This window comes from Ensifer sp. 22460 (genome assembly GCF_052044935.1).
Taxonomy (GTDB): domain Bacteria; phylum Pseudomonadota; class Alphaproteobacteria; order Rhizobiales; family Rhizobiaceae; genus Ensifer.
In genome coordinates this window covers 308,834-332,526 of record NZ_JBQENZ010000003.1, presented here as the reverse complement: position 1 = coordinate 332,526, position 23,693 = coordinate 308,834, and the positions used below count along the sequence as shown (strand labels likewise).

Annotated in this window: 26 protein-coding genes and 1 riboswitch; of the genes, 11 read left to right on the top strand and 15 right to left on the bottom strand. The window is 61.2% G+C overall.

Annotated elements, in window-relative coordinates; translation table 11 throughout:
- Positions 1-145 precede the first annotated feature (145 nt).
- From ACTJKM_RS05825 to ACTJKM_RS05810, 4 genes are all read right to left on the bottom strand, one after another.
- Positions 146-637: a hypothetical protein gene (locus ACTJKM_RS05825; protein WP_440660015.1), complete on the bottom strand. Its 492-nt coding sequence runs from the start codon at positions 635-637 to the stop codon at positions 146-148.
- A 121-nt stretch (positions 638-758) separates the two neighbouring features.
- Entirely contained in the window at positions 759-1,625 is an 867-nt protein-coding gene (locus ACTJKM_RS05820) for a hypothetical protein (RefSeq protein WP_440660014.1), read from the bottom strand.
- A 63-nt stretch (positions 1,626-1,688) separates the two neighbouring features.
- A complete protein-coding gene (locus ACTJKM_RS05815; RefSeq protein ID WP_440660013.1) occupies positions 1,689-2,687 on the bottom strand; it encodes a ParA family protein in 999 nt (332 codons plus the stop codon).
- 130 nt (positions 2,688-2,817) lie between these two features.
- Positions 2,818-3,708 (bottom strand): YDG/SRA domain-containing protein, encoded by an 891-nt coding sequence (locus ACTJKM_RS05810; protein WP_440660012.1) that lies wholly within the window; start codon positions 3,706-3,708, stop codon positions 2,818-2,820.
- A gap of 968 nt (positions 3,709-4,676) precedes the next feature.
- On the opposite strand from ACTJKM_RS05810, the gene ACTJKM_RS05805 reads away from it, so the two are divergent.
- Positions 4,677-5,030, top strand: a complete 354-nt coding sequence (locus tag ACTJKM_RS05805; protein ID WP_143032963.1) for a hypothetical protein — start codon at positions 4,677-4,679, stop codon at positions 5,028-5,030.
- A gap of 168 nt (positions 5,031-5,198) precedes the next feature.
- Positions 5,199-6,215, top strand: a complete 1,017-nt coding sequence (locus ACTJKM_RS05800; protein WP_440660011.1) for a glycoside hydrolase family 26 protein — start codon at positions 5,199-5,201, stop codon at positions 6,213-6,215.
- Positions 6,216-6,347: 132 nt separating this feature from the next.
- Here the strand turns inward: ACTJKM_RS05800 and ACTJKM_RS05795 are convergent, their stop codons facing one another.
- The 3 genes from ACTJKM_RS05795 to ACTJKM_RS05785 all read right to left on the bottom strand — a co-directional run bounded on the left by ACTJKM_RS05795 (position 6,348) and on the right by ACTJKM_RS05785 (position 8,436).
- Entirely contained in the window at positions 6,348-6,587 is a 240-nt protein-coding gene (locus tag ACTJKM_RS05795; RefSeq protein WP_057253209.1) for a DUF982 domain-containing protein, read from the bottom strand.
- A gap of 129 nt (positions 6,588-6,716) precedes the next feature.
- The gene (locus ACTJKM_RS05790; protein ID WP_082663474.1) at positions 6,717-7,439 is read right to left on the bottom strand and encodes a GntR family transcriptional regulator; all 723 of its coding nucleotides are present in this window, start codon (positions 7,437-7,439) and stop codon (positions 6,717-6,719) included.
- Between the two features lie 205 nt (positions 7,440-7,644).
- The gene (locus ACTJKM_RS05785) at positions 7,645-8,436 is read right to left on the bottom strand and encodes a DUF1194 domain-containing protein (protein ID WP_058326822.1); all 792 of its coding nucleotides are present in this window, start codon (positions 8,434-8,436) and stop codon (positions 7,645-7,647) included.
- A gap of 157 nt (positions 8,437-8,593) precedes the next feature.
- On the opposite strand from ACTJKM_RS05785, the gene ACTJKM_RS05780 reads away from it, so the two are divergent.
- Both ACTJKM_RS05780 and ACTJKM_RS05775 read left to right on the top strand, forming a co-directional pair.
- Positions 8,594-9,901 carry a glucoamylase family protein gene (locus ACTJKM_RS05780; protein ID WP_058326821.1) on the top strand — a complete coding sequence of 436 codons (1,308 nt, stop codon included), beginning with the start codon at positions 8,594-8,596 and terminating at the stop codon, positions 9,899-9,901.
- A complete protein-coding gene (locus ACTJKM_RS05775; RefSeq protein ID WP_245296064.1) occupies positions 9,898-10,746 on the top strand; it encodes a (2Fe-2S)-binding protein in 849 nt (282 codons plus the stop codon). Before ACTJKM_RS05780 ends, ACTJKM_RS05775 begins: the two co-directional genes overlap by 4 nt.
- A gap of 50 nt (positions 10,747-10,796) precedes the next feature.
- Here ACTJKM_RS05775 and ACTJKM_RS05770 read toward each other — a convergent pair whose 3' ends face one another.
- The 3 genes from ACTJKM_RS05770 to ACTJKM_RS05760 all read right to left on the bottom strand — a co-directional run bounded on the left by ACTJKM_RS05770 (position 10,797) and on the right by ACTJKM_RS05760 (position 12,961).
- On the bottom strand, positions 10,797-11,594 hold the full coding sequence (locus ACTJKM_RS05770; protein ID WP_058326819.1) for a CbtA family protein: 798 nt from the start codon (positions 11,592-11,594) through the stop codon (positions 10,797-10,799).
- 194 nt (positions 11,595-11,788) lie between these two features.
- Positions 11,789-11,965 (bottom strand): CbtB domain-containing protein, encoded by a 177-nt coding sequence (locus ACTJKM_RS05765; RefSeq protein WP_057253219.1) that lies wholly within the window; start codon positions 11,963-11,965, stop codon positions 11,789-11,791.
- A gap of 42 nt (positions 11,966-12,007) precedes the next feature.
- Positions 12,008-12,270, bottom strand: a riboswitch (cobalamin riboswitch).
- Positions 12,269-12,961 carry a TetR/AcrR family transcriptional regulator gene (locus ACTJKM_RS05760; RefSeq protein WP_156436832.1) on the bottom strand — a complete coding sequence of 231 codons (693 nt, stop codon included), beginning with the start codon at positions 12,959-12,961 and terminating at the stop codon, positions 12,269-12,271. Its footprint overlaps the riboswitch before it by 2 nt.
- 103 nt (positions 12,962-13,064) lie before the next feature.
- Here ACTJKM_RS05760 and ACTJKM_RS05755 point away from each other — a divergent pair, with 103 nt between their 5' ends.
- Together ACTJKM_RS05755 and ACTJKM_RS05750 are read left to right on the top strand one after the other, a co-directional pair.
- Positions 13,065-13,895, top strand: a complete 831-nt coding sequence (locus tag ACTJKM_RS05755; protein ID WP_058326818.1) for an NAD(P)H-binding protein — start codon at positions 13,065-13,067, stop codon at positions 13,893-13,895.
- The gene (locus ACTJKM_RS05750) at positions 13,892-14,371 is read left to right on the top strand and encodes an anthrone oxygenase family protein (protein ID WP_058326817.1); all 480 of its coding nucleotides are present in this window, start codon (positions 13,892-13,894) and stop codon (positions 14,369-14,371) included. Before ACTJKM_RS05755 ends, ACTJKM_RS05750 begins: the two co-directional genes overlap by 4 nt.
- A gap of 68 nt (positions 14,372-14,439) precedes the next feature.
- Here the strand turns inward: ACTJKM_RS05750 and ACTJKM_RS05745 are convergent, their stop codons facing one another.
- Genes ACTJKM_RS05745 through ACTJKM_RS05735 form a run of 3 tightly spaced genes read right to left on the bottom strand, consistent with a single transcriptional unit; the run spans position 14,440 to position 16,231 of the window.
- Positions 14,440-15,006: an SRPBCC family protein gene (locus ACTJKM_RS05745; RefSeq protein ID WP_058326816.1), complete on the bottom strand. Its 567-nt coding sequence runs from the start codon at positions 15,004-15,006 to the stop codon at positions 14,440-14,442.
- Positions 15,003-15,365, bottom strand: a complete 363-nt coding sequence (locus tag ACTJKM_RS05740) for an ArsR/SmtB family transcription factor (protein ID WP_057254352.1) — start codon at positions 15,363-15,365, stop codon at positions 15,003-15,005. Before ACTJKM_RS05740 ends, ACTJKM_RS05745 begins: the two co-directional genes overlap by 4 nt.
- A 50-nt stretch (positions 15,366-15,415) precedes the next feature.
- Positions 15,416-16,231, bottom strand: a complete 816-nt coding sequence (locus ACTJKM_RS05735) for a crotonase/enoyl-CoA hydratase family protein (RefSeq protein WP_058326815.1) — start codon at positions 16,229-16,231, stop codon at positions 15,416-15,418.
- Positions 16,232-16,314: 83 nt separating this feature from the next.
- On the opposite strand from ACTJKM_RS05735, the gene ACTJKM_RS05730 reads away from it, so the two are divergent.
- Entirely contained in the window at positions 16,315-16,929 is a 615-nt protein-coding gene (locus tag ACTJKM_RS05730; RefSeq protein WP_058326814.1) for a TetR/AcrR family transcriptional regulator, read from the top strand.
- A gap of 124 nt (positions 16,930-17,053) precedes the next feature.
- Entirely contained in the window at positions 17,054-17,404 is a 351-nt protein-coding gene (locus ACTJKM_RS05725) for a VOC family protein (protein WP_058326813.1), read from the top strand.
- A gap of 137 nt (positions 17,405-17,541) precedes the next feature.
- On the opposite strand, the gene ACTJKM_RS05720 is transcribed toward ACTJKM_RS05725, so the two are convergent.
- Positions 17,542-18,825 carry a cystathionine gamma-synthase family protein gene (locus ACTJKM_RS05720; protein WP_058326812.1) on the bottom strand — a complete coding sequence of 428 codons (1,284 nt, stop codon included), beginning with the start codon at positions 18,823-18,825 and terminating at the stop codon, positions 17,542-17,544.
- Between the two features lie 126 nt (positions 18,826-18,951).
- Here ACTJKM_RS05720 and ACTJKM_RS05715 point away from each other — a divergent pair, with 126 nt between their 5' ends.
- The 3 genes from ACTJKM_RS05715 to ACTJKM_RS05705 all read left to right on the top strand — a co-directional run bounded on the left by ACTJKM_RS05715 (position 18,952) and on the right by ACTJKM_RS05705 (position 22,754).
- The gene (locus ACTJKM_RS05715; RefSeq protein WP_058321551.1) at positions 18,952-19,410 is read left to right on the top strand and encodes an Lrp/AsnC family transcriptional regulator; all 459 of its coding nucleotides are present in this window, start codon (positions 18,952-18,954) and stop codon (positions 19,408-19,410) included.
- A gap of 223 nt (positions 19,411-19,633) precedes the next feature.
- Positions 19,634-20,923 carry a mechanosensitive ion channel family protein gene (locus ACTJKM_RS05710; protein ID WP_057253244.1) on the top strand — a complete coding sequence of 430 codons (1,290 nt, stop codon included), beginning with the start codon at positions 19,634-19,636 and terminating at the stop codon, positions 20,921-20,923.
- A gap of 145 nt (positions 20,924-21,068) precedes the next feature.
- Positions 21,069-22,754 carry an alpha/beta hydrolase gene (locus ACTJKM_RS05705; RefSeq protein ID WP_058326811.1) on the top strand — a complete coding sequence of 562 codons (1,686 nt, stop codon included), beginning with the start codon at positions 21,069-21,071 and terminating at the stop codon, positions 22,752-22,754.
- Positions 22,755-22,809: 55 nt separating this feature from the next.
- Here the strand turns inward: ACTJKM_RS05705 and ACTJKM_RS05700 are convergent, their stop codons facing one another.
- Positions 22,810-23,679 carry a LysR family transcriptional regulator gene (locus ACTJKM_RS05700; RefSeq protein ID WP_058326810.1) on the bottom strand — a complete coding sequence of 290 codons (870 nt, stop codon included), beginning with the start codon at positions 23,677-23,679 and terminating at the stop codon, positions 22,810-22,812.
- Positions 23,680-23,693: the final 14 nt, after the last annotated feature.

Here is a 23,693-nt window from a genome sequence, read left to right as displayed (position 1 = left end):
GCGATTACTGAGCATGAGGCGCCAGTTTAAACGCTGGACACTATTGCGGAAAAACATAATGAAAAGGCTGGACGGGTGAGTGTCCAACCTTCGCGTAAGTTATTGATTTTGGCTAATTCAGGTGGCCCGCCTCTGGGTACCACGATCAATCCATGTCATCGGCTTCGAGGTCAAGAAGGACCTGATACGATTGCTTGGAAATGGTCACCCTCACTGTTCTATCGCGTTTGTAGATCAGCGGCTGCGCGAAGCTCCACGATATCTCGACCGACATTGTTCCTTCGGAGGGTATTGATCCGATATTGTCGGGAGCGTGCACGGGAAACACTTGTTCTGAACATCCGTCGATTGCGATAGCTATTTCACCATCAAGAGCTGTCATGATAGCTGCCCTCATGGAGTGATCGCGGGCAATGTTCAGAGCGTGATCATTTACACCTGTGGGCCAACGAATGATAATCGGCCGTTCGCTTCGGTTGACTACTCTGAGGTAAGCACCTTTTTGAGCGCCTCCCGGAATATACGGTCGAGCAATCAGAAACACTGATGGTGCGTAGCGGAAAAATCTCTCCCAGATTACGAAACCGCCGGTTATCAGGCCGACAACCGATCCGATTCCGTTTACATACTCCCACATTCTGCTCTCCGAACGTCGTCGTCTACCCTTTCTAGGTGGGACATGCGCGAGAGAAAAGAGTCACTGATGCCGCTCGTTTGCTTTAATTCGGCATGGGGCACCATACTGCACCAGCCACTGGTCATTTTAGGGGAGGCAAGACGCGAAAGAGCAGTGTCAAGTGATCATCGACGCCGTTTTGTCTGTGCCAGTCCCGGTAGGTCTGGACGGTGAATGATAACTCGAACTGTTCGCCGACGTTCTCGTTCTTCAGTTCGATCGAAGCTGTGCTGCCTACTTTTTTGTCGTATCCATATAAGCTCCAGAAGACCTCATAGTCGGTCGGATCGAACGTAGGATCGACCTTTACTTCGGCTGTTAGTACATCTCCTGGATAAAGGTCCCCGCTACCATGGCGTCGCCAATCAATATTGCGGTTCGACATGTTCAATGAAACATCTTCAAGTGTGCTTTGGTTGCCGAGACTATCGGAGTATCCCACGATCAAAGGGACATCGTAGTCGCGAACCATGTTTTTCTCCCGAAAGAAGACTTTAACCGCATCGGCTAAGTCATTTGTATAACAAATCGCTTGTTCCACTTGTCGAGCGCTACAGCCACGGCCGTGCTGTAGATCGTTGCGGATGGCGATTAAGCGATCAAGAAAGATGGCGCACTCCAGTTGTCCGAGGGGATATGCCCTTTCGAGGGCTACGGAAAAGTGCTTGTCCCATCGATCCGGATGGCAGACAATTTTTTTAGCTTGCCCAAATGTTGTCGCGTCGACTTCGCGAGAGAATTTCGTATGGCCGCCCTCCACCTTCTTCCGTATCGCTAACGTTTCTGGGCTCTTCAGGATGCCGCCGGCTGACAGATAGGTGGCACCAAAGGCGGGAGTCAGTTGATAGTGGATTAGCTTTCGCAGCCACCCTTCGGCTGCGTCGACATAGTTTCTAGCAACGCTTGTTCGGGCGTCACTCGATAGGCTTTGTGCGTTTAAAATATCCATAGGCTTGCCGGCCGAAACTCAAATCGTTCCTTACGTTTTAGCGGTGCATCAAACACGTGAGGCTCACCACGTAGCCACTTCCTGCAATGTTGCAACGATTTCTCGGAAATGGTCGGCGGAATCTACTGCGCGTGCTATGTGTTCGCCCCTGAGGCCATCGCGATACGTGCAGTCGAACACTGGTTTTCTCGCCTTCAAGGAGTATGGGATAAGGCTGTGCAGGTTCGGAATTTGGCCCAGCCGATAAACATCGTCGGGCCATCGAACAACTTGCTGCAACGGATCCAGCTTATCGACGATGTTTCTGCGGATTGCCGGCTCAAGGCGTCCGCCGTAAATGCGCCAACCGGCGGTCATGTTGTTAACGGCGTTGGCGCGTTGATTGTGCATCTGCACTACATACCCAAGATAGGACGGGCTTCCCGAGGGAATTGATAGGTCTTCACCTTCCCATGCATTATTGCATTGATCCCACTCGCGCCGCCATGCGGCCAGCTTGTTGCCGAGGTTTTCTGTTCCCTGAATGGAGAACAAATCTGGAGCAACAGGCATGATGAAATAGTCGCTTGACGCCAGTACCGCCCGGTTGAGGGCGCCGAGATTTGGTCCCAAATCGATAAGAACAAGATCGGCGCCAACCCTGTCCGCTGCAAATTCAATGTATCGATGCATAGCGGACTGAGCCCGGAGGGCAGGCTCTGATCCGCCTCGCGCGGCGCTCCATGTGTCGCCCAATAGGTCCTCGAAGTTGCTCAGCCTTAGATCGCCCGGGATCAAAAAAAGATCATAGTCGGCGCTTACGCGGCTAGGCATACGGCTGCGAATATCACCCGTCGTCCGATAAACCGGCAGGATGTTCTGGTAGATGCTGTTCCCGTCGTCGTGCCAAGAGCGCCTGATTATGCCATCAGTGAGCGAATACGAAGTGAGATTGCACTGACTGTCACAGTCTACCATCAGGACGGTAAGGCCACCGCGAGCTAGCAGGTGGGCGACGTGATACATGTAGGTCGTTTTTCCGACGCCACCCTTGTTGTTAAATATACTGATCTTCTTAGTCACAACGGACCCTTCCTCGCCCCGATAAACGCCGCGACTATTGCGCTATGCACGCGGGCGCTTCAACCGGAATCTTCGCTTAACTTAAAGTTTCCGGATAAACCCGGTTGTAGCTCCTGGCCGCAACTTTCGCCTACTTCAAAGTAAGTTTGTCCGCTGAGAAACGCTTCCGATGATATCGAAGCTGTTCGACAGAGATGCTGTGCCACTTTCCGCAGGTCAAACGACCAGGTATTCCGACCAGCGAAAAATCGTCGCTAATGCTGAAGACTCCGAGATCGAACATCACATGGTGGTTTGGACAAAGACAAAGAATGTTCTCAGGTGTGTCCGGGCCATTGTGCGGCCTACCCAACGGGCGAATATGCGCAGCTTCAGCGTACGACCCATACTCAGTTTTTATGACAATCCCGCACACCTGGCAGCGGTACCGGTATTTTCTCTTTATTTTCTTCGCTTGTTCCGTGTCTCTAATTATGCGGTGAACCAACATCGTGGCGCGGTCCGGATTTTCTTTTCCACCAGTCAGTTCAATCGGATCGACAGTCGCGGGTGTTGCGTTTTCACTCCCCTCCATGCGGATTAAGCGGTATCGCCAAATCCTGAAGCCCGCCAAGCCAGTTTCGTGCCAATGGCTTTCAACGCGATAGAGTCCATCGTATCGGTACCCAGAGATGGGTGCGTAAGGAGTGTCCGCCGGCCCCCGGATTACTCGGACCGGAATCCCCTCTAGCTGATTTCGCACAAGCGCTAAGTTTCCCCGGTTCATCTCTTGGTTTTTGACCTGTTTCCCGGATTTATTCTGACCGCCATGGCCGGTGTAGATAATTTCGTCCCCCAGATCCTCATCATCCGGATATCCGTGGGATATCACAATAGAGTCTGCTCCATCGCGTTCTGTGCCGGATATTCCGCCCTGCGTGGATCGATGCACCCCGCTCGCGTTAAGCGCCTTATAGCTATCGAAAGTATCACCGATATTGACGCCCGCTGGGTGTCCAAATCTTGTTTCGCCATCCGCCACAGATGCAGCCCCTTTCGCAACTCCGTTTATGCGTGATAACAACCTCTGGTTAATTCCTGCTCAACGTCGCTGGTTCGTGGAAGGCCAGCGAGCTCGCCATGTCCGGTTTGCCAGAAACCGAGAACATTCGGCGAACCGCGTTGGCTAACCGCGTCGGTAGCCAATTGAATTCGTTTAATCTTCGCAGTCCCTCCGGGCCCACCATTCATCTCTCTCCAAATCGGCTGCCTGAAATGTGGAGAACGAAACATGTTGGGGTTGTTGCGCCAGGTTATCGGCAGCCAGTAATTGTGCCTGTTCCAGAAGCCACATTACGGTTGAAGGTTGAAGGCCGGATGGCGAGCATTCATCGCGCCGGCTCTCTTTGAGCCCTGACCGGTACAGCAAAAAAAATGCCCGCAGGACGCGGGCAGTTTTGGAGTGGGCGCATACGCTCAAACATGTTGCGCCTGGCACCAAAGTGGCTGCCAGAGGTCAACGAACTGTAAATGCGCGGTGGCTAAAAATGAGGAATGGGGCGCTGTTTTCGTTCCATGGCGTGCCACTTGACCGATAAGCGTGGCGTTTGCGGCGTCTTTGCCGCCAATTTTCCGCTGTCGTGCGAGATTTTTCCTTGCGAACCATCCGGCGTTACCGTTGCCGCATCTACCACCGGGCGTGGTGGCCAGTGGAGTGGGTAGGGTCGCCGGTGGTGGGCGCGTTCGCCTTCGCGTCTCCTGTCGGGCAAGCATCTGGTTTTCCTGCTTTGTCTTCCCGATCCTGATGTCGCCTTCCGAGTCCAGTGTGCGATCGATCTGCGGCCGCGTTGGCGCATGGGCCAGTGCCTTCAGCTGCAACCGCTGGAAGAAAAGCCTAAGAAAGAATTTGTTAATTTAAGCAATTTATAATGTAAAGGGGGTTGAACAATGCCGCCATATCCCCCAAAGGAGGCACCGGGCGGCCATAGCCGCCAATTCGAAAGGATGCTTATGCGAGATAAGACCGCATGTGCCGGCGAGATCCGAACCACCATTTCGGGTTTCAAGTATCTCGTACCGACCGCTTCCATTCTTGGCCTTCTGCTCCTGTCCGCCGGCTGCTCGTCGACGGTCATCGGTGAAACGCCGCTGTTTTCGTCGAGCCATTCCAGCGCCTATGCAAGTCCTTCGGTCAAGATACGCAAGGAAGAGAAGCAGTTGCGGGTCGCCGAGGCTGATGAGGATGTGGTCGCGCCGCAGCCGGTGAAAAAGAGCGCAACCAGCTATCTGGGCCGCGCGCCCTATATCTGTTCGCCGAGCGGCTTCGGCCGCACGTCGCACTGCTTCCTGAGAGCTTCGCTCTAACGGGACTGTCTCTGTTCGAGTTTGCGTAACTCCGGTGCGACGAGGCCGCCTCGGATCGTTCGGGGATCGGGGCGATCCCCTCTTTGGCGGTGACCTTCTGACCGCCGCACGTGTGATGTGTCCGGTTTCATTCGCGGCGTCGAGAGACGATCCGCCGGAGAATGTTCGTTGTCTGCCAGACTTTTGAGCTCGGCCCTTGCCGCGGGAACGCTGGCGCTTCTTGCCGTCACCGGAACACAGGCGGCGCGCGCGGATGATCCGGCCGATGGCATCGACCGGGCGCTGACGACTGCGGCGATCGCGCCGCAGGCAAAGGGCGCGACGGAGAGGGCGGTCGCCATCGGCGTCTACGATCCGCATGACGCCGTTGCCGACAGCGATGCGCTCGAGCTCGAACATGTCTTCGTCTACTGGCAGAAGCCGGACCGGGCGCTGTTGAAGCGCAAGATCGCGATCGCGGCGCGGCAGGGCCGGGCGCTGATGCTCTCGGTCGAGCCCTATACCCATGCCACCGACTGGCGCGCCGGCGGCGAAAGGCTGTTCGCCGATATCGGCAAAGGCCGCTTCGATCGCGAGATCGGCGACGTTTGTGCCCGTGCGGCCGCTTTCGATGGCCCGGTCTATGTGCGCTGGGGCCACGAGATGGAGGACCCCGATGGTCGCTATCCCTGGGCGCGCCGCGACAAGGAAGGCTACAAGAAGGCGTTTCGATATTTCGTCGGCAAATGCCGGGAGCTGGCGCCGGAAGCGCGGTTCGTCTGGTCGCCGAAGGGCCATCGCAATCTCGCTGGCTATTATCCGGGTGACGATGTCGTCGATGTCGTCGGGATCCCCGTCTGGGGCCTGCAGAAGATGGATGTCGACTATTGGGGGCGTGAGCGTCGCTTCGGCGAGGCGCTGAACGAAAAATACCAGCGCGTCGCGGGCTTCGGCAAACCGGTGATGATCGCCGAACTCGGCGTCGCGGGCTCGGCCGACTACAGGCGCACCTGGTACAAGGAAATCCTCGACCAGCAGACCTATCGCCGGGCCTTTCCGCTCCTGACCACCGTCGTGTTCTTCAACGACAAGGAGCCTTACAAATGGCCGCTTGGCTATGGCTCGCCGGACTGGCGTCTCGACAAGGAAGCGCTGAAGGTGCTTGCCGACCGTCAGACGAAGGAAGCGGCCGAACTCGCCGACTGATCGTCTGTATTATTCGTCACAAAGTGCAATAGCGCGCTCGTGGGGTCTGGCAGCGTTCTTGGGGGGCGATGCGCCGATCGTCCTTCGGCGCATCGTGAGAGACCCGATCTACGGACCTTGGGGACTTCCACGTCAGGCCAGAAGCAGGCCCGATTCGCGGGCAGCGGCAGCAAAGCAGCGGCTGGCCCGGTCCGTACTCGTCAATCCATCCAGCGCGTCCAGGCAGCGCCTGAGAGCCGCGCGGTATTCCCGTCCGCGACGTCCCGGCCATTGCCGCAGCAACTCGACGGCTTCGAAGACCGTTCTGACGACGGTCTGCCGTTTTGCAGATAACCGGAGGGGGATGGGAGTGGCGAAGAACTTCTCGCTCATTTGCTTTCCTCGTTCTCAGTCTTTTTCGAGCGCGAGGCCAACGCTGTGGCGCGGGAATGGTTCCGCCGGATCAGCGACTTTTTTCGGCCCGTGAACTTTTCGTGATTCCCGGAGGGCTTGAGGCGGGCCCTAAAGCTCGAGTGCTGCCTTGAGGTCGGTCGATTTGTGGACGCGCAGGTCGAGATCGGCTTCGATATGGTCGATATGGTGGACCATCAGTTTGGCTGCGGTATCGACGTCGCCGCGTTCCAGCGCGTTGACGATCTCGTCATGTTCGTTGTGGCCGCAGCTCGAAACTGTCGACTGGCCGTAAAGCGCGATCACCAGCGAGGAGCGGGCGACGAGTTCGTCCATGAAGCGGCGAAGAATGGCGTTGCGGCTGAGATCGGCGAGCGCCAAGTGAAAATCGCCTGATGCCTTGATCTCGGCGCGGCGGGCCGAGTGGCCGCGCTGTTCGGTGAGCTGCCGTTCGGCCGCCAGCATGCGCCGGAGCTCGGCGAGCTCGGCCTTGCCGATATGAGGCGCCGCGGCACGAACGACGCCGGGTTCGATCAGCCGGCGGGTCGCGAAGATCTGGCGCGCCTCGTCGATCGAGGGGTGGGCGACGAAGGCGCCGCGGTTCTTCTCGACGCTGACGAGCCCTTCATAGGAGAGCGCCTGCAGGGCGGCGCGCACCAGCGTGCGGCTGACATTGAAGAGTTCGCCGACATCGCTTTCGGAAAGCTTGGTGCCGGGGGCGAGCCGCCGCTCGACGATCGCATCGCGCAACGTGTCGCGGATATGCTGACTGCCAGTGTCGGCGGCGGTGTCTGTGGCCATGTCGGCCAGTGGAGGCGTGGTGGTCAAGGACATGAATCGATCCGCGAAATAACGGCTCATCTTATCGCCGGGCGAAGCGAAGGGAAACGACAATCTGACGCGCATGGGTTGCGCGCCGACAACTGCATGTTTCCTTAAATCGTACCCGGTTTAAGGACAAAACATGCAGCGCTTCAAAGTGCTACAGCGACCATTGTGCGCCTGATAAGACGCGCGGCGCTGTAGGGGCGGCGAGGGGCTATTTGTCGAGTTCGGGATAGACGCGGTCGAGGAAGCCGGGCCTGAGCTTCTCGCCGATCAGGCAGTCGGATGCCGGAAGGGCATCGGCCAGGCGGACGGTGGGCGGCGGCAGACCGCTGACCTCGAGCACCAGCTTCTGGCGAATTGCGATCGAAAAATCCTCAGGCTCGTGCACCGGCAGCACGAAGGACCCGGGACCGCCGATGACGCATTCGGCGTAGTACTGGTCGAGCGGGCCGGTCGAAACCGAGGGGCGGATGAGGATCGCAAGCCCGTTGATGGTGATGCCGCGGGCGACCGCCGTCTCGCGGGCGGGAATGACTGGCGGGCCGATATTGTTCGGGCCGTCGCCGGAAACGTCGATGACCCGGCGTATGCCGTTGAAGGCGTTCGAATCGATCAGCATCGTACCGTAGGTGATCGCATTCGAAATCGACGTACCGCGCCGGGTACCGACCGGTCGCGCCTCGATCAGCTTGGCAAAGGCATCGGCGTCGGCGGCGGTGGCGATCACTTGCCAGGCGACGACGGAGGATTCGTTAACCGTTCCGGCCCATTCGAAATAGCCGATGGCGATCTTGCCCAGTTGCCCGCTTGCGACCGCATCGAGGAAATCGCGGTGCCGGAGCGCCTCCACGTAACCGGCGCGCTGGATGCGCGCCTCGTCCAGATCCATCGAGCCGGACATGTCGACGGCCAGGATCAGTTCGACATCGACATCCGTCGACGCGGCGGTCGATGGGCTCGGGCCACCACTCAATGAGAGGATCAACGCCAACACGCTCAACATCGCTTCAACCAGTCATTGCGCGCGGTCAGATTAGAAGAATGTAACACAGGATTGGATTTCGGCGACTATTTGGGTGTAGCTGGCCTTCAACAAAGAGTGATTTGCCGGCGTTAGCCCAAAAGGACGTATGACTGGGGCCAGGGTCCGGAAGGGCGGAATGCTGAAACAGACGGAAAATGCCGAGCTATTTCAAACTGATGGCCTGCAGAAGGCGGCGTTCGGATACTTCCTCGATCACGCCGATCCGGCCACCGGATTGATCGCGGACACGTCGCTGCCGGTCGCGCCGTCGAGTATTGCGGCGACCGGTTTCGGCCTTTCCTGTTATCCCATCGGCGTCGAGCGCGGGTGGATTTCGCGCCGCGAGGCGATCGGGCGGGTGTTGACCACGCTGCGCTTCCTGGCCGAGAGCCCGCAGTCGCGCGACCAGCGGGCGAGCGGCTATCGCGGCTTCTACTATCACTTTCTCGATATGCGGACCGGCGAGCGCACCTGGCGCAGCGAACTCTCGACCGTCGACACGGCGCTGCTGATCGCCGGATGCCTGACCGCTTCCGCCTTTTTCTCCGGCGAGGACACGGGGGAATGCGAGATCCGCACGCTGGCCGAAAGGCTCTATGCGCGGGTCGACTGGCGCTGGGCGTTGAACCGGAGTGACACACTGACGATGGGCTGGCGCCCGCCCGGCCGGTTCCTGAAGCATCGCTGGCGGGGATACAGCGAGGCGCTGTTGCTCTATGTGCTGGCGCTCGGGGCGCCCGATCATGCGATCGAGCCGGAGCACTACACCGCCTTTACGGAGGGCTACGACTGGATCGCGGTTGATGGCGGGCCTCACCTCCATGCGGCGCCGCTGTTCATCCACCTGTTCCCGCAGGCCTGGCTTGACCTTCGCGGTCTCGGCGATCGGCCGATGCGCGAGAGGGGGACGGATTATTTCGAGAATACCCAGCGCGCCATTGCGTTGCAGCGCGACCATGCGCGGCGAAACTCGGGCCGTTTCGCCGGCTATGGCCAACATCTCTGGGGGCTCAGTGCCTGCCATGCGCCACGCGGCCGGCTGCGCCTCAAGGACGGACGCTGGCAGCGGCTCTTGGGCTACGTCAACCGCGGCGCACCCTTCGGTCCGGATGACGGCACGCTCGTGCCCTGGGCAGCGGCGGCCTGTCTGCCTTTCGATCCGGATGCGTCCCTATCGGCCCTCGGCCATGTCGCGGCCGGCTATCCCGGGCTTCTGAAGGAAGGGCGCTTTCCGGGCGGGTTCAATCCGAGCCTTGCTGGCGAGGGGCCTGCGGGTTGGATCGACGAGCGTGTCGTCGGCCTTGACCAGGGGCTCGTCGTGATGATGATCGAGAATTGGCGGAGCGGCTTCGTCTGGGAGCTGACACGCAGCCTGCCGGCGATCCGGCGCGGTCTTGAGCGCGCGGGATATGAGGGCGGCTGGCTGGCGACGGAGACGGCATGAATTCGAGAAATCACCAGCGGATGGCGCGGACGGTCGAGGGATATCCGCCGCAGGCGCTGGCAGTGGTCGAGCGGTTGCACGCGCAGTTCCCCGACGCCGGTGTCTCGCTCGGGCCGGCGGACAGTGCCTTCAGCGCACCGGCCGCCTTCTGGGCCGCTGGTGGGACCGGGATCGAGCAGAGCCTTGCCTATCAGGACTTTTTCGCAATCGGCATGACGGACCGGATTCGGGCGGCACATCTGATCGCCTTCTACAGCCGCCAGCTGAGTGTGGTTCTCGGCGCGCTCTATCTTGGCGCGGGTCTTCAGGCGCAGATCGCCGGGCTTCGCTTCGAAGAGTGGACCCGCCTTCACCATGATCGGGAAGTTGCCGGCAAGCGTTATCATTTCCGCCTCGGTGTGGCGGAAGGGCCGCAGGATGCCGAAGGCATCAGCGCTTTCGAGCGCGGCTTCACGGCCCATCTGGCGCCGGTCATCGCGGTCCTGAAAAAGCGCACCGGGCTTTCTTCCGGGGCGCAGTGGCGGCTGGCAGCGGATTCCCTTGCCGGAGCGTTCCTGGAGATCGGTCGCGCGATCGGTGACGAGGCGCGCGGCATGGCCGAGGCGCTTGCGATCGTCAAGCGGCGGGGCTCGCGGTTGTTCTCGGAAGAGCTCTGCTACGAGGAGATCTCCGCGGTCGATCCGGCAAGCGGCGCGCAACTGTCGCGCCAGTATCGGATCCGTTGCGGCTGTTGCCTCTACTTCCAAACGGAGGGTGGCAGCTTCTGCGATACCTGCGTCCTGCTGGAGCCGGACGATCGCCGCGCGCGGCTGGCCGCGCATCTCATGCAAAACGGCGGGGCTTGAACCCCGCCGTCGTTTGTTCAGGTGCCCACGGGGGCGCGTGATCGGCCGGGTCAGTTCGCCCTGGCGAAACGCTCGTTGATGAAGCCGGAGACGACGCCAAGCACGATCCAGAAGGCGAGCGTGGTGGCGAGTGCGGCAACCGCAAACTCGGCGCCGAGCACGGCCGGAACGTTGCTCGTAATATCGACCGGCTGCGGCGCGCCGTAGACGTGCGGCGCGGCGATCAACGCGAGGCCGACGACCTTGGACACGATTTCTTCGCGCAGGACGACGAGATAGAGACCAACTGCGGAGAGGGCGACGGTCGCCAGCCACCAGGTTTGGCGGTCGCCGAGTTCGGCGGCCGGGAAACCCGGCAGTTCCGGCGGCAGGCCGATTGCCGGCAGCATGTGCACGGCAAGCCAGCCGCAGGCGCCCCAGAGCGCGCCGTTCCTAAGCGTGATCGGGTAGCCGATCACCAGGCTGACGCCGGCCAAGAGCAGACCGAAGCCGGAGCCGGTGACGAGGTTGGCAATGAGCGTGCCGGAGAACCGGCTCATGCCGAACATGATGCCGCCTTCCTCGTGTTCGCCCTCATGCGCATAGGCAGGCGTGATCGGCGAAAGCGCGTCGAGCATGGCGGAAAGCGGCGAGACCGCCTTCAGCGACGAATGCTGATCATGGCCCTCGGCGGCGGGTTGCGTCGTTCCAGGCTGTGCAGCGGGCTGTTCGGTTGTGGCCGGAGCCTCGCCTTCGAATTCCTCCGCATGCAGGATCAGCGGGGTTACCCTAAGTTCCTGGGCGCCGGTCATGAAGACACCGGCAATCAGTCCAGCCACGATCGCGGCCAGAAGCGTTCTGACAATCATCTTGAATTCCCTCGATAACGGCAAAAGCCACGCGCTGCGGCGTGGTTTGCAAGCCTTCCCGTTCTGCCATGCGGATGGCCGTTGCACGCCGGACGAACCGGCATGCACAAACACCGACATCCGGCACAGGCCGGATGCGTTCATGTCCGCAGACACTTCGATGCGGAACGTGAGTTACGTTCCGGAACATCGTCTTAGTGGCAGGGGAAGCCGTAGGAGTGGCGGGTGTCGTGCGCGGTGTCGTGCAGCACTGCCGAGTTGGCAAGGCCGGCGCCGAAGACGAGGAATGCGCCGATGAAGAGCGCGATGACGCCAGCGGTCAGACGATCGCTGAGGGAGAGCGGAATGCTCGAAACAGTAGACGTAGCCATGACAACCTCCGTGATGGCATCGGGAAATTCCCGGTGTGGGCCCTATGCCCGTATCGAGTGGCAGGTTTCCTGGCTCACGGCGCTGGGCGGGAAGCCCTGGATCTGCCTCGCCTTCCCAGATCGACCACCCTCTCGTGGTCTCTTCCAGTGGCTTCTTCCGGATCGCTCCGGAATGGCAGATCGACGTCGCTCTACAGTCGCGGGGTCGGCCGTGATGTGAATGCCCAGCATGGGTCCATCCGTCACGTTCCCGTTTACTCCCGAAACACGTTCGCGTCCCGGGAACCAATCGATCCCAGATGATTAGGAGCGTGTCATGGAGTTGTCAATTGAGCCTGCGCCGCCCGCCGCTTCATTAGCGACAAAATCGCGGAGGATCATCTGCTTGTAGGCCTCGACGATGCGGTCGCCCTCGGTGCGATCGACCGACACGGCAAGCCGCATGGTGCAATCGCCGAGATGCATGATCAGGAAAGCGGCGCTATCAATGGTTTCGCGCGGCGCTTCGGGCACAAGCCTAGCCCAGACATCGGCAAGAAGTTTTCCGCCGGCGCGGCTTTGCAGAAGATCGATCTCGCGCAGCGCCTTGTCGGCCTGCATTGCCGACCAGATGTCGCGCATCACAGGCTCGGCCAGGAACATGTCGTAGTAGATGTCGAACAGCACACAGAAAGCGTCGCGTAGTTCCGCGAGCGATGTGACCTTGGCAAGTTCGGCGGCGATGCACTCGTTGCACACGGCATTGTATCGCTCGGCCAGCGTGCGCACGATCGCCGCCTTGTCGGGGAAGTACTGGTAGAGCGAGCCGATTGAAATTCCGGCCTTTTCAGCGACTTCGCTCATGCGCATGGCGTCGCTGCCCTTTTCCTGAATGAGCGCCGTCGCGCAGCTAAGGATCTGTTCGACTCGCTCGCGGCTGCGTTTCTGGCTGGGTGTCCGGCGCAGCGCAGTCTCGTCTTCGGCGGGGACCACGGATGGGCTTGTTTCTGTAATCATGAGTGATGCTCACATTTTGGCTTGACTCTTAAAATACGAGGATTTATCACATTTGCAAATGTGAGAGATGCTCATGTTTGTTGATGAACCTTAGGAGGAAACGATGTCTCAGAAAGTCGCACTGGTTTTGGGCGGTACCGGCAAGACGGGGCGGCGGGTGGCTGAGCGCCTTCAAGAGCGGGGTGTTGCGGTGCGCATCGGCGCCCGTTCGGCATCACCGTCCTTCGACTGGACGGACGAGGCGACCTGGGCGCCTGTGCTCGAAAATGTCGATCGCATCTATGTCTGCTACCAGCCCGATCTGGCGGTGCCGGGCTCTGTCGAGACCATCCGCAAGTTCTCAAACCTTGCCGTCGGCGCGGGCATCAGGCGGCTGGTGCTTCTGTCGGGGCGCGGCGAGGACGAGGCGGAAGCGGCCGAGCGCGCGCTGCAGGCCTCCGGCGCCGACTGGACGATCATTCGGGGGAGCTGGTTCTTCGAAAACTTCAACGAAGGCTTCCTGGCAGAGGGAGTTCTAAGCGGTTCGGTCTTCCTGCCCGTGGATACAGTCACCGAGCCTTTCGTCAGCTGCGACGACATCGCCGACGTCGCGGTTGAAGCGCTTCTCGACGATGATCATGTCGGCAAGGTCTATTCTCTGACCGGCCCGCGGCTGATGACCTTCGCTGAAGCCGTGACCGAGATCGCTGCCGCGGCCAAACGCCCGATCTCCTATCAGGCCGTGCCGGTTGCCGACTTCGCCGCGCAATTGCAGGCTGACGGCGTGCCTGATGACTATGTCGAACTCATCCGCTATCTCTTCACCTCGGTGCTCGACGGGCGCAATTCGAGTGTGACGTCTGACGTCGAGCGCGTGCTTGGGCGGCGGCCGCGCGACTTTGCAACCTACGCCCGCGAGACCGCAGCAACTGGTGTCTGGAGTATTGCCGCATGATCCCGCTGATCCCCGCTCTGGCGTTTGCCGCCGCGATCGGTTCCGGCCTGATGGCCGGGCTGTTCTTCATCTTTTCGGTCTGCATCATGCAAGCCTTGTCGCGGCTGCCGCCGGAGCAGGGGATCGCCGCGATGAACGCCATCAATGTCGTCATCCAGAACCCGATCTTCCTCAGCGCCTTCATGGGCACGGCGCTGCTCGGCCTGGCGCTGATCGTCGTCGCGTTCATTTCGGGTGGCGAGGGCCGATGGCTGCTGGCCGCGGGCGGCCTGGCCTATGTCGTCGGCGTGCTTCTGGTGACGATCGTCTTCAACGTGCCGATGAACGACGCACTTGGGGCCGCTGCACCCGGGCAAGCTGCAATCGACCTCTGGCGTGAGCGCTATCTCACCGACTGGGTCTGGTGGAACCACGTTCGCACCTTCGCATCGATCGGTTCGCTGGCGCTCTTCATCCTCGGTTTCGCCCGCACTTGACAAAAAGCGCCGGCAAGGCCGTCATTCCTTGCCGGTGCACCCTTCTGAGGTCTCGTCACCTCGGGCGGTCAGCGCTTGGGGATGCGCGCGTCGTACTGCTCTTCAAGCTCAGCAAACTTGCTCCAGAAGGCTGCAGGCTGCTCTCCTTCCAAAAGGTCGCGCAACAGGTCGAGATGCACGTGCCAGCCGGCGGAGAAGCTCGTCATGATGCCGCGGTTGGCGATCCGGGTATGGGTGACGATCAGCAGCACCTTGTCGCCGCGCGGGCTGAGTTCGAAGCGGACCTCGGAGGGCGTATCCGTGCCTTCGTCCCAGCTATAGGCGAGCAGGCGCGGTGGCTCCCAGGCGAGCACATGCCCGTGCTTGCGAACCTCGCCGGCGTGATCGGCGTATTTTTTCGGCGGTCGATCATCCTCTGTCGTCAGTTCCGAATGGCGGAAGACGTGTTCGACCGCTGCACCCTCGGAAGAGCCGATCGTTCCCGATGCCATCCAGAGCCGGCGCTTGTTTTCCTCTGTCAGATAGGACCAGACCCGCTCGATCGGGCCGGGAAGCAGGCGTTCGATGCGCACCGCATCGGGGGCGATGACGCGGCCGTAATCGGCGCTGGCAAAGGCTGTGGCAGGCGATGTCATGGCTTTTCCTCCGTATCGTTTTGAACAGTTGCGTCGTCGGCGAGAAGCAGCGCCTCAAGTGCGTCAATGCGCGTTCGCCAGAAGGCTTCGTAGTGGCGCATCCACTCCATACCTGCATGCATCGGCGCTGCATCGAGGCGGCATACATGCGTGCGTCCTTTCACTTCGCGGCGCACGAGACCTGCTCCTTCCAGCACCTTGATGTGCTTCGATGCCGCGGCCAGCGAGATCGAGAAGGGGGCCGCAAGCTCGCCGACCAGTCTCTCGCCTTGCGAAAGGTTCTGGAGCATGGCGCGGCGCGTCGGATCCGAAAGCGCGTGGAACACGGCATCGAGATGTTCGTTCTGATATTCAACCATGTTGTTGAATATCACTTCGATTGCGAAGATTGTCAACCGTTTGGTTGAATTTAGTAGTAGCTCGAGAAGGAACCGTCGCGCGGCGGGTCGTCGTGGACATGCCGTCCCTTCCAGGCGGCGAGCGCATCGGAGAGATCGTCGGTCGGCACCATCTGGGCGAACTGTTCGCTCTCGACCAGCAGCCCGTCTGCGATCGACATGTTGAGGCCGCGGGTGACGGCGGTGATGATCGAGCGGATGGCGAGCGGCGAATAGCCCATGATGCGGCTGGCCAGGTCGCGGGCGGCGGGCATCAGCTCCTCATGGGCGACGATGTGATTGACGAGCCCCATCTCCCGCGCGCGTTCCGGCGAAAAATCCTCCCCCGTCAACAGCAGTTCGAGTGCGCGCTTGCGGCCGGCAAGCCGCGGCAGGCGCTGGGTGCCGCCGAAGGTCGGCGGCATGCCGAGCTTGATCTCCGGCTTGGCAAAGCGCGCCCGGTCACTGGCGATCGCCAGATGCACGGCCTCGGTGATCTCGCAGCCGCCGCCGAAGGCGAGCCCGTTGACCGCGGCGATGACCGGCTTCGGAAAGGCTTCGAGCCGCGCCGTCAGCCGCTGGCCGCGGCGGACGAAATCGCGCACAGCCGGGTTTACGCCCGCAGCCACGCTTTCCGAGAACTCGTGGATATCGCCGCCTGCGGAAAAGGCACGGTCGCCGGCGCCGGTGATGATCACCGCGCCGACAGCGTCGTTCACTTCGATCGTGTCGAGAAGGACCATGAGCCGGTCGATCAGCTCATAGTTCAGCGCGTTGAGTTTCTCCGGGCGGTTGAGGATGAGCAGGGCGGTCCCCTCGGAAATCTGCATCAGTACGGTCTTGGACATGGTCGCTCTCCGGCTAGGGTTGACGGGGAGAGGCTAGGTGAGCGACGATGCGATGTATATTCACTAGTCGGTATACTTGAGAGATGGCGAAAGCAGAGAAATCAACGCGGGATGTGATCGTCGAAGCGGCGGAAAAGCTCTTCTATGCGGAGGGTATCCGCGCCGTCAGCGTCGATGCCGTGGCGGAAGCGGCGGGGGTGACCAAACGCACGCTCTACTACCATTTCGAAAGCAAGGACGAACTGATCGCCGCCTATCTCGAAGGCCGCGACCAGCCCAATCTCAAGCTCTTCCGGAAGTGGTTCGACACGGCCGAAGGGGAACTGGCCGACAAGGTCGAGGCGATCTTCTTCAACCTGGCGCGGGCGGCACGTCACCCGAAGTGGAAGGGCTGCGGCTTCCTGCGCACTTCGGCGGAACTGGCCAACATGCCGGGCCATCCGGCAATCCGCATCGGTGCAGCCCACAAGAAGAAGTTCGAGGCGTGGATGGCCGAGACCTTTACCGAAGCCGGCATTGCCGAGCCGATCATGCTGGCGAGGCAGGTCCTGCTTCTGCTCGACGGCAGCTTCGCCGTGGTGCTGCTGCACCGGGATGCCAGCTATATGGAAACGGCAGGCAAGGCGGCGGCGACGCTGGTGCAATTGGCGCTTGCCGGTGCGGGCCCGCGACCTCAGGCGGCGGTTGCTACACCCTGAGGCTGTCCGACGATTCCCTCTTCAATCCGGCGCGTTTGGCAGGCAGGATGGCCGCATCGCCGTGAAAACCGACACCTGTGAGCGCCGGAGCGCGCTCCGGCGCTCGCCGGATAAGGAAGAACCAATGACCGTCTTGCGTATCGTCTCCAATCTCCACGCCCCGGACCCTCAGATGGCACAAGCCTTTTACGGCGACCTGCTGGAGCTCGACGTGGTGATGGACCATGGCTGGATCCTGACCTTTGCCGCCGAGGGACAGGCGGCGATGCCGCAGGTGAGCGTTGCCAGCCAGGGCGGCAACGATACACCGGTCCCGGTGCTTTCGATCGAAGTGGACGACGTCGACCGGACCTATCAGCGGGCAATAAGCGCGGGTGCCGAGATCGTCTACGACATCACCGATGAGCCCTGGGGCGTGCGCCGCTTCTTCATGCGCGACCCCTTCGGCAACATCGTGAACATTCTCTCGCACTAGGCAATTCCAGGAAAAGTGTGAAACGGTTTTCCGTCCGAAATTACGCCATTTCAAAGACTTAGATCATTTCACTGTTTCGGCGAAACAATGAAATGATCTGGGAGGCCGCCGGCTCGACCGGCGGCCGCGATATCGTGTCAGGCGACCGACAGGGCGTTTGAAAGATCGGCGACGAGATCATCCGGATGCTCGATGCCGATCGACAGGCGGATGGTCGACTCCAGCACGCCGATGCGGTGGCGCACCTCGATCGGCACGCCGGAATGGGTCATGGCCGCCGGGTGGCTTGCCAGCGATTCCGTGCCGCCGAGGCTGACGGCGAGCTTGAAGATCTGCAGCGCGTTGAGGAAACGGAATGCCGCGTCCTGGCCACCCGTGATGTCGAAGGAGAAGGTCGATCCGGCGCCGGTGCACTGCGCCCTGAAGGTGCGGCCAACCGGAGAATCCTCGTCATGGAAGGGCAGGTAGTGGATGCGCTCGACCTTCGGGTGCTCGCGCAGGAACTCGGCGACGACGCGGGCATTGTCATCGGCCTTCTGCATGCGCACCGACAGCGTTTCCAGCGACCGGCCGAGCATCCAGCAGGAATGCGGGTCGAGCTGGGTGCCGATCGCCCCGCGCAGCGCCTTTACCTGTTTCATCACAGCCTTCGAGCCGAGAGCTGCACCGGCGATGAGGTCGGAATGGCCGCCGACATATTTGGTCAGTGAATAGAGCGAGATGTCGGCGCCGTGTTCGATCGGTCGCTGGAAGACCGGGCCGAGCAGCGTGTTGTCACAGGCGACCACAGGGGTATGACCCTGTTTCCGGCCGATCATATCGGCGACGCGGCGGATCATGGCAACATCGACGAGGCTGTTCGTCGGGTTTGCTGGCGTTTCCACGAGAATCACCGAGACGCGGCCTTTGGCCATCGCCTCTTCGGCAGCGGCGCTGACGGCTGCTTCATTGACGCCATCGGCAAAGCCGACGGCCGCAACGCCAAGATTGAGGAAGGTTCTGGCAAGCAGCGTCTCGGTGCCGCCATAGAGCGGCTGGCTGTGCAGCACCGCGTCGCCCGGCTTGACGAAGGCAAGAAGGGTGGTGGCGATCGCCGACATGCCCGACGAGAACAGCGCGCAGCTCTCGGTGCGCTCGTAGACGGCGAGGCGATCCTCGACGATCTCGCTGTTCGGATGGTTGAAGCGCGAATAGACGAGACCGGCGCCGACACCCGCTGGCGGTTCCTTCCGACCGGAAACGAAATCGAAGAAGTCGCGGCCTTCTTCGGCTGAGCGGAAGACGAAGGTCGAGGTCAGGAACACCGGCGGCTTGACGGCGCCCTCGGACAGTTCCGGATCGTAGCCATAGTTCAGCATCTGCGTTTCGGGATGCAGCTTGTGGTTTCCGATGTGGGTCTTGGAGGGATGCGGTGCGGTCATGACTTGTCTCCTGAAGGGAAGCGGACTCGACTGACTGGCAAATTATATCAGATGCTTGGACCGATCCTTGCTATTTCCGGCTCGATGTCTTTGAGTTGCGCAAAGATTTGGCTGAGTTGGAAAGATATGGCGCAGAAAATTGCCGACGAGACGGATCGCAGGATTTTGAAGGAGCTGGTGGCGGACGCGCGCCTCACCAACAACGAGCTTGCCGAGCGCGTGGGGCTCTCGGCTTCGCCATGTCTCCGCCGCCTGCGGCGGCTGGAGGAGACCGGTGTGATCCGCGGCTATACGGCGCTGATCGATCCGTCGATCGACGGCTGGACGATGACCGCAATTGCCACCGTCAGGCTCAGCCGCCAGCATGAAGATGAGATCGTGATGTTCGAGGAGGCGGTGCGCGGCTGGGACGAAGTGCTCGAATGCCATCTGGTGACCGGCTCGCGCGACTATGTGCTGAAGGTGATGAGTGCCGGGCTCGAGCACTACGAGCGCTTCATCAAGGAAAAGATCGCGCGGCTCAAATGCGTCGCCTCGATCGAAACGAGCTTCGTCATGAACACGATCAAGGAGCGGCGGGTCTAGCGTCCATCCGGCAATAAGCTTTTGAAGATGCTAGCTTTATTCCGAGCCTGCCACGATTTGCAGGTGCGACGGATCTTGCGAGGCATCCGAATTCAGGGGGATCGACGCACCGGCTTCGGGTGGCGGCATTGAAAGTGTCAAGGATGCCCTAGATTCAAAGGATTAGGGCGTCCCCCCCCAAAAAAACGCTCGGTCGGACGCCTGGTTCTCTCGGAGAGAGACGATGGATTTCGCAGAAGCGTTCGACGCCGTCGCTTCCTCGTCGCGGACGGTCCTTTTGAACGAGTGGACGTATTATCAGATCGCCATCATCGTTGCCGGCTACCTGATCTGCGGCGCGCTGGCAAAGCGGATAGAGCCGCTGGTCGAAGCCCGCGCCCGCCTGATCAAGGGCAATCCGGACCTGCTGCGCGTCATCATCGCCTTCATGCGGCGGCTGCGCTGGCTCTTCCTGATCGTGTGGCTCTGGATCGCCGACGGCATGATCTTGCGTTTCGGTTGGCCGTCGTATCGCTGGCTGGTGGCGACTGCGCTGACCCTGACGGCCGCCTGGTTCGTGATTTCCGTGCTCACCCGCATCATCCGCAACCAGACGCTGGCGCGCGTCACCGCCGTCGTGGGCTGGATCTATTTTGCGCTTTATGCGGTCGGGCTGGACCGGGTGATCCTGACGACCCTTGATGGCGTTGCCGTCAACCTCGGTGCCGTTCGTCTGTCGCTGCTGCTCGTCCTGAAGGCTGTCGTGCTTTCGTCCGCGCTGATCTGGCTTGCCGTGCTGTTGGGCAACGTCTCGGCGCACTGGATCCAGCGGTCGGCAGAACTCACGCCGTCCTTCAAGGTGCTGATAAGCAAATTGGTCAAGATCGTGCTGATCGGCTTTGCCGGTGCGATCGCGCTGTCCGCGACCGGTATCGACCTGACCGCGCTGACGGTCTTTTCCGGGGCGGTCGGCGTCGGCATCGGCTTTGGTTTGCAGAAGGTGGTCTCCAACTTCATTTCCGGCATCATCATCCTGCTCGACAAATCCATCAAACCGGGCGACACGATCACGCTTGGGGATACCTTCGGCTCCGTGCGCGATCTGCGTTCCCGCTTCGTCTCCGTCATCACCAGGGACGGCAAGGAATACCTCATTCCCAACGAGGACTTCATTTCGCAGCAGGTCGTGAACTGGTCGTTCTCCAGCGACTTCGTCCGCATCGAGGTCAGTTTCGGCACTTCCTATGACAGCGATCCGCACGAGGTGGCGCGCATTGCCATCGCGGCTGCCAAATCGATCCCACGGGTTGCGAGCGGCCACGCGGAGCCGGTCTGCTGGATGACCGGCTTCGGCGCATCGTCACTCGATTTCAAGCTCAGGTTCTGGATCTCCGATCCGAGCAACGGGCTGACCAACATTCGCGGCCAGGTGATGATGGCGCTGTGGGACGCCTTCAAGGTGGCCGGTATTTCGATCCCGTTCCCGCACCGCGAAATCATCATGAAGACACCGATCGAGGTGACCCGGGCGTGAGGGGTGCGACCGTCAGAGTCCAGCTTGCGTCCGTGCGTCTTCCGGTTGCGGCAATTGACTGGACACGTCGGGGAAGCGACATTGCCGCCGGCGGAACGGCCTATGGTCTTCCGGTGACAGTGTCAGCATGAGGGGGCCCGACGCCATGGAACATCTTCAACAGACGCCGCTGTCGAGGTTGCCGGTGCCGCGGTTTCTCTCGACGCTGCTCGCATCGTTTTCGACCACTGGGCTGATCGTCGGCGTCTTCTTCTTTGCGATGTCGCTGACGCCGAGCCTCATCCCGCGCCCCTATGTGGTCCAGGCGGTGATCTCGGGCCTGTCGCTTGGCGCCGGCTATGCGATCGGCGTGTTGCTGCGCTGGGTTTGGTCGCTGCTCGACCTGCCGGAGATTCGCGGGCGCACCGGGCTCACGGTGAAGGTGCTGGCCGCTGTCGGCTGCACCGCCGTTGCACTCGCCTTCCTCTGGCGCACGGCCTATTGGCAGAACACGGTGCGTCAGATCATGGGACTTGATCCGGTCGAAAGCGCCGAGCCGTTCAAGCTCGGGCTGATCGCGGCGCTTGTCTTCGTCGCCATCGTGCTTTTGGCGCGGCTGTTCCGGCTGACCTTCCGGTTTCTCACCCGTCGTTTCGAACATGTGCTGACGCGGCCGCTGGCGAAGGTCGCCGGCGTGATTGCGGCGCTGGCGCTGTTCTGGTCGGCCGCCGATGGCGTCATCTTTCGCTATGCGCTGCATGCGGCCGACAGCTCGTTCCAGCGGCTCGACGCGTTGATCGACCCCGACTTAGCCCCACCCACCGATCCCTTGAAGACGGGCAGCAGGGCGTCGCTGATGACCTGGGACGAGCTCGGCCGCCAGGGACGCCAGTTCATCGCCTCCGGACCGGCGGCAAAGGACATCGGCGCCTTCTTCGGCGGCGAGGCGAAGGAGCCCTTGCGCGTCTATGCCGGCCTCAATTCGGCTGAAACCGCCAAGGAACGTGCGAAGCTGGCGCTGGAGGAACTGAAACGCGTCGACGGTTTCGAACGCGCCAATCTTCTGATCGTGGTGCCGACCGGCACCGGCTGGATCGACCCGCCCGGTCTCGATTCGCTCGAATATCTCCTGAAGGGCGATGTCGCCAGCGTCGCGGTGCAGTACTCCTACCTCACGAGCTGGCTGTCGCTGCTGGTCGAGCCGGAATACGGTGCCGAAACGGCCGATGCGCTGTTCGATGCGGTCTATGGCTACTGGACGACGCTGCCGAAGGACAAGCGGCCGAGGCTCTATCTCTATGGCCTAAGCCTCGGTTCGATGAACTCGCAAGGCTCGGTCGATCCCTTCGACATCATCAGCGATCCGTTCGAGGGCGCGCTCTGGGTCGGCTCGCCGTTCCCGACCAAGACCTGGCTGCAGATAACGAGAAATCGCAATCCCGGCTCACCCGAATGGCGGCCGCTCTATCGCGACGGTTCGGTGATCCGCTTCACCAACCAGGAAAACGCGCTTGAAATTCCAGGGGCTCGCTGGGGCAATGTCCGCATCGTCTACCTGCAATATGCCAGCGACCCGATCACCTTCTTCGATCCCCATTCCTTCTACCGCGAGCCGGACTGGATGAAGGCGCCGCGCGGTGCGGACGTCTCGCCGGCGCTCCGGTGGTTCCCGGTCGTCACCATGTTCCAGCTGCTCGCCGACATGGCGCTCGCGACGACCTCGCCGATCGGCTACGGCCACGTCTACGCACCCGAGCACTATATCGACGCCTGGATGCAGGTGGTTGCGCCGCTTGGTGTCACCGAGGCGGATGCCGAGCGGCTGAAGGGGCAACTCAAGGGCCGTTACTAGGTCTTTGAAACGACGCACTTCCGGACGGAAAACCGCTTCACACTTCTCCTGGAATTTAAGGCCCGCTCGGAACAGGCAACGTCGACAGCAGCGCACCCATAGCGCCGATGATCTTGCGGTGCTGGTGCGCGTGGCGGGTGCGAAGGCTCGTTGCGGCATAGACGGTCTGGGCGATGACCGGCGCATCCTGCACCCGATCGGCAAATCCGTCCGCGGCGAGCCGCTCCGCCGTTGCCGCCGTCACATAGGCCGCGCCACCGAGGGCGGCGAGCAGCCGGGTGATCGCCATGTTCTGGCCGGCCGAAAGCAGGGCTGCGGAAAGGTGCGGCAGGGCCAGCCGGTGGGCGCGGTCGAAGGTTGGCGAATAGCTTGCACGGATATAGTTCTCGGAGCGGACCTCGGCCAGTTCGCGCGCCTCGGTGCTGACCAGCACGTAATGCAGATCGCCGATCCGTTCGTAATAGAGGTCGGGCAGGTAGTGGGGGGTGTAGAGGATCGCAAGATCGAGGTCGCCGGCGCCGAGATCGCGATTCATCTGATTGGAATAATCGGCCTCCATATAGACCTCGGTGGCAGGCAGGTCCTGCCGAATCGCCGCCATCCATTCGCCGGCGAAAGCCTCGGCCAGATCGTGCTGGATGCCGAGGCGCATGGAGCGCTCCAACGCACCGGCGCTGGTGACCGCGCGTGTTGCCTCATGCCACTGGTTTTGCAGAGCTTTTGCGTAGTCGAGAAAGCGCAGGCCGGCGGCAGTCGGCACCGTTCCGCCCTTGTTGCGGGTAAAGAGCTTGCGGTTGAACTGGGCTTCGAGCGCCTTGACCCTATGAGAGACGGTCGACTGGGTGATGTTCAGCCGCTCGGCGGTGCGGTTGAAGGAGCGGCTTTCCATCAGGTCGAGAAAGGTTTCGATCAGTTCCACCTGCATGCCATGCGCTCCCT

What these genes read in the sequence shown, in the direction of transcription:
- ACTJKM_RS05700 (WP_058326810.1), bottom strand. Translation starts at nt 23,679, where the DNA reads ATGCAGGTGGAACTGATCGAAACCTTTCTCGACCTGATGGAAAGCCGC.
- ACTJKM_RS05740 (WP_057254352.1), bottom strand. Translation starts at nt 15,365, where the DNA reads ATGGTTGAATATCAGAACGAACATCTCGATGCCGTGTTCCACGCGCTT.
- ACTJKM_RS05715 (WP_058321551.1), top strand. Translation starts at nt 18,952, where the DNA reads ATGGCGCAGAAAATTGCCGACGAGACGGATCGCAGGATTTTGAAGGAG.
- ACTJKM_RS05805 (WP_143032963.1), top strand. Translation starts at nt 4,677, where the DNA reads ATGCGAGATAAGACCGCATGTGCCGGCGAGATCCGAACCACCATTTCG.
- ACTJKM_RS05725 (WP_058326813.1), top strand. Translation starts at nt 17,054, where the DNA reads ATGACCGTCTTGCGTATCGTCTCCAATCTCCACGCCCCGGACCCTCAG.
- ACTJKM_RS05785 (WP_058326822.1), bottom strand. Translation starts at nt 8,436, where the DNA reads ATGTTGAGCGTGTTGGCGTTGATCCTCTCATTGAGTGGTGGCCCGAGC.
- ACTJKM_RS05755 (WP_058326818.1), top strand. Translation starts at nt 13,065, where the DNA reads ATGTCTCAGAAAGTCGCACTGGTTTTGGGCGGTACCGGCAAGACGGGG.
- ACTJKM_RS05710 (WP_057253244.1), top strand. Translation starts at nt 19,634, where the DNA reads ATGGATTTCGCAGAAGCGTTCGACGCCGTCGCTTCCTCGTCGCGGACG.
- ACTJKM_RS05775 (WP_245296064.1), top strand. Translation starts at nt 9,898, where the DNA reads ATGAATTCGAGAAATCACCAGCGGATGGCGCGGACGGTCGAGGGATAT.
- ACTJKM_RS05730 (WP_058326814.1), top strand. Translation starts at nt 16,315, where the DNA reads ATGGCGAAAGCAGAGAAATCAACGCGGGATGTGATCGTCGAAGCGGCG.
- ACTJKM_RS05820 (WP_440660014.1), bottom strand. Translation starts at nt 1,625, where the DNA reads ATGGATATTTTAAACGCACAAAGCCTATCGAGTGACGCCCGAACAAGC.
- ACTJKM_RS05765 (WP_057253219.1), bottom strand. Translation starts at nt 11,965, where the DNA reads ATGGCTACGTCTACTGTTTCGAGCATTCCGCTCTCCCTCAGCGATCGT.
- ACTJKM_RS05750 (WP_058326817.1), top strand. Translation starts at nt 13,892, where the DNA reads ATGATCCCGCTGATCCCCGCTCTGGCGTTTGCCGCCGCGATCGGTTCC.
- ACTJKM_RS05795 (WP_057253209.1), bottom strand. Translation starts at nt 6,587, where the DNA reads ATGAGCGAGAAGTTCTTCGCCACTCCCATCCCCCTCCGGTTATCTGCA.
- ACTJKM_RS05735 (WP_058326815.1), bottom strand. Translation starts at nt 16,231, where the DNA reads ATGTCCAAGACCGTACTGATGCAGATTTCCGAGGGGACCGCCCTGCTC.
- ACTJKM_RS05790 (WP_082663474.1), bottom strand. Translation starts at nt 7,439, where the DNA reads ATGTCCTTGACCACCACGCCTCCACTGGCCGACATGGCCACAGACACC.
- ACTJKM_RS05720 (WP_058326812.1), bottom strand. Translation starts at nt 18,825, where the DNA reads ATGACCGCACCGCATCCCTCCAAGACCCACATCGGAAACCACAAGCTG.
- ACTJKM_RS05745 (WP_058326816.1), bottom strand. Translation starts at nt 15,006, where the DNA reads ATGACATCGCCTGCCACAGCCTTTGCCAGCGCCGATTACGGCCGCGTC.
- ACTJKM_RS05780 (WP_058326821.1), top strand. Translation starts at nt 8,594, where the DNA reads ATGCTGAAACAGACGGAAAATGCCGAGCTATTTCAAACTGATGGCCTG.
- ACTJKM_RS05760 (WP_156436832.1), bottom strand. Translation starts at nt 12,961, where the DNA reads ATGATTACAGAAACAAGCCCATCCGTGGTCCCCGCCGAAGACGAGACT.
- ACTJKM_RS05770 (WP_058326819.1), bottom strand. Translation starts at nt 11,594, where the DNA reads ATGATTGTCAGAACGCTTCTGGCCGCGATCGTGGCTGGACTGATTGCC.
- ACTJKM_RS05705 (WP_058326811.1), top strand. Translation starts at nt 21,069, where the DNA reads ATGGAACATCTTCAACAGACGCCGCTGTCGAGGTTGCCGGTGCCGCGG.
- ACTJKM_RS05825 (WP_440660015.1), bottom strand. Translation starts at nt 637, where the DNA reads ATGTGGGAGTATGTAAACGGAATCGGATCGGTTGTCGGCCTGATAACC.